This window comes from Cupriavidus phytohabitans, from assembly GCF_000426345.1.
Taxonomy (GTDB): domain Bacteria; phylum Pseudomonadota; class Gammaproteobacteria; order Burkholderiales; family Burkholderiaceae; genus Cupriavidus.
This window is the reverse complement of the sequence record NZ_AUFE01000181.1, coordinates 1-3,118: the sequence shown is the minus strand read 5'-3', so window position 1 is coordinate 3,118 and position 3,118 is coordinate 1. Positions and strand designations below refer to the sequence as shown.

The following is a 3,118-nucleotide window of genomic DNA, read 5'->3' as shown; positions in this document are numbered from 1 at the left end:
TCTCGACAATCAGATTCTCAGCGGAAAGCTCCACCGCCCTCTACTCCGCGCCTCAAATTCCCCGCCTGTACACCAGTTTCGACTTTAGCTCCTGCCGGTTCGCGTGGAGCCCCATTGCGCGGGTCTGATCTATGTACGGATTAAGAATACTTGGGAGGCGGCTCACGTCAGAAAGCTCCAGCCGCATCGTAAATGTAGTCGCTATGAGGCTGCCGTGGCATACCGGGAATGGAAGAAGCTGGCCACGTCAGAGAGTCGGAAGTCCAAGACGAATGAGTATGCTTGTCACCTCCAGCAAAAGTTGCTACATCCGGAAAACTTCGACGATCGCCTCCTTGCTCTACAGTGCGGTGAGGAGCAAGCATTGCTTGACCACCGAGGGCTGAACGTTGATGTTGAAGACCGAAAGGTGCGTATTGGCGTGGTTAAGCCGCTGAGTAGCTCTAGAGGTCGTTCCGAGTATGCGGCGTCGGATCGCCTTCCCAGTAAGCAGCCATCGGCCCCGACAGCCGATATGTATTCAGTGCCACAACCAGCGCTCATTTGTACCACAGCGTCGGAGGAACCCCATGGTAGCAGCGAGTTAACTGAATCGGGCGCGGAACAGTCCGCTCCAAAAATCCCAACGATGCAGCCAAGAAGGAGAACGCGAATTGTGTCGGAGGACGTATGGAAACGTTCGAGCTTTTCATCATGACCGGTGCGGAAATATCGGCGCTGGAATCCATGCCCTCCGACAGTGTTTTTCGGCGTGCTCCCGGGAGGGAAATATGACAGATCACGACGTTCGACGTCAGGGGGGCGGCGGATGCTGGGGCGATTGTGCGAATCCATCAACAACCTCGCCCGTCTATCGATGTGTCAGTTCCTACTAGTGTGCGTCTTAGAGATGTAGGAATGCCTCGGCTGTGGTTACTGATGATTTCAACGTGACTTCGGGAGAGCAAGAATGGCAAGCCAAGAAGTTGAAAGCCCTGAGGAGGCTTTGGCAAGAAGGCTGGAGATCGTTTACGCGTTGCCGCTGCGAGAAAAGATCAGGCACCTTAGAGGGTTGCGCATCTGGCATCGCGACCTCGAGGACGTGGCAAATCGAATGTTGGAGCTGCTGTGTCCTTGCAACGATGTGTCGATCATTTCCCTCGCGGGAGTAAGCGGGGTCGGAAAGTCGACCCTCGTTTTTGAGCTCGTTGCAGAGCTTCTCGACGGTGCGGACTATGGGTTCCCTGGCGGGATCTTACCTGTGAGAATTCCCGCCTTGAAGGGGCAGAAGACTGAAGCCAGTGTGGTCTATGAGCTGGCCATGGATGCTATTGATGTGAGAATGAGAGAGCGTAACGTTGCTTTTGAGGTTGGAGACGGGAGAATCCGGATGCTTTCAAGAAGGGAGGCCAAGAAAGTAACTGCGAAGCAGATGCAAATGATCGATGAATTGAGACGTCGGCAGATTCTGGCGCTTGCGCTTGATGAATTCTTTCATCTTCTTCGATTTGGCGACAAGCATTCGACACTTGATTCGATCAAGACCTGTGCGGACGATTGTGGTCCAAAGATCATCATCATTGGCGGTTTTGAGATGCTCGAAGCGGTAGAAGGTTACGCCCAAATCCAACTACGAGGATCGGACCTGTATTTGGCGAGGTATGGAGCGAAGTCCGGATGCCCTGACAATGCAGACGAGGAGCAGGCTTGGCATCAAGAAGAAAAGGAGGCATATGTGGAAATTTTGGTAGGGATTCAGAAGCAATGGCCTTATCGGGATTGTCCGGAGCTGTCGGCGTACTTGGATCACTTCTATACGGAATGCCTAGGCAACATGAGGGCGACGAAGAAGCTGTGTGCCGCTTTGGCGCAAAAGCAGGGTGCAAATGAAGGTCGATGGGACGACGGATTCTGGGGAGACTGCAAGCTCCAGTCGGGAAAGCTCGCGCGAATGAAGGCAGAATTCGAAGAGCAAGAAGAGCGCATTCGAGGTTTTGACGACGGGTGGGTGGCGCGTGACATTGAAGTGCCAATTCCTGGAAGGACGCTTCCAGCCATGGGAGGTAGTAGAAAAGGTAAGCCGTCAACCAAGTCTCGATAAGAGACTCGCTGAGCTAGAAACGGAACAGTAGGGGGAGGAACAGCCATGTCCGGATTTCTTTACGATCCAAAGGAGCATCCTGAACTCCATGAGGTCCGGTGGAAGGGCGTGGGCACCGCAGACCTGGAGGCAACGCAAAGCCTGTTTCGGCGCCTCGCATTTTCTCATCATGTGACACCCGGAGTCTTGTTTAACACTTACTTCAAACCGACCTTGGAGAGGTCCGGATTAAAGGCGACCGGTGCACCCATCGCATTGGCGTCTAAGACGTTTTCGATTGCAGCCGACAGTTTGACTCTGAAAACAATCGTCGAACGACTTGAAGTACTCACGGGGGAAGCTTTAGCAGGCGCCGCCAGCTTGATCCAGCTTTGTGCGGTGCTGGCGCGCGGGGGGCTGGCGTGCCGCGTGCCCCAGTACTGCTTTAGGTGTTTTGAGGATGATATTGCCGTTTTTTTTTGTCTGGAGACCGCTATAAAGACGGATGCACTATTTGGCCGAGCTTTGTGGGCCTTCAGAGCAGTTAGAGCTTGTCCCGCTCATGGCTTGAGACTGGAGTCAGCGAGTTGTGGGGCACCAAGCGAACTTTGGGCAAAAGGGCCGCGGACTGTCCAACTGAGTGGAGTATGTCCGCGGTGTGGCTCAGTCGGAATGAGATGTCAACGGACTGAGCAGCAAGTTGCCTCAGAGCAGGAAATTTGGTTGGCAGCGCAGGTCGGCGCGTTGATCGCTTTTGTTTCCGAAGGCGGCGAGTTTTCTGCCGCTAGTCTACGGCATGGCATTCGGCAGTGTACGGAAAGGGTCGGGCAATGGAGCAGCAAGCGGGCAGTTGAAACTGGAATGACTGGCGACCTCATTAAAGGTTGGCGTGGAGGTCGTAACCGTCCTAGTCTGCAGGGATTGCTCGCGCTCGCGGCGTATGTCGAAACCACGCTCGTAAAAATCGTTTCCGGGGCGGTTGGCAGCGATGTCGTTCCTGGGAGCTAAAGTCGAAACTGGTGTACAGGCGGGGAATTTGAGGCGCGGAGTAGAGGGCGG

The 3,118-nt window shown here is 54.4% G+C and carries 2 protein-coding genes and 1 pseudogene; all 3 read left to right on the top strand.

Annotated elements, in window-relative coordinates:
• Nucleotides 1-949: 949 nt before the first annotated feature.
• Nucleotides 950-2,080, top strand: a complete 1,131-nt coding sequence (locus K309_RS0134340) for an AAA family ATPase (RefSeq protein ID WP_029050403.1) — start codon at nucleotides 950-952, stop codon at nucleotides 2,078-2,080.
• A gap of 45 nt (nucleotides 2,081-2,125) precedes the next feature.
• A pseudogene (locus K309_RS44255) lies at nucleotides 2,126-2,623 on the top strand (TniQ family protein); the annotation flags it as partial.
• A 159-nt stretch (nucleotides 2,624-2,782) separates the two neighbouring features.
• Nucleotides 2,783-3,067, top strand: a complete 285-nt coding sequence (locus K309_RS43625) for a hypothetical protein (RefSeq protein WP_232232645.1) — start codon at nucleotides 2,783-2,785, stop codon at nucleotides 3,065-3,067.
• The last annotated feature ends 51 nt before the right edge of the window (nucleotides 3,068-3,118 follow it).

Coding starts and splice junctions, on each gene's coding strand:
- K309_RS0134340 (WP_029050403.1), top strand. CDS start 950: ATGGCAAGCCAAGAAGTTGAAAGCCCTGAGGAGGCTTTGGCAAGAAGG.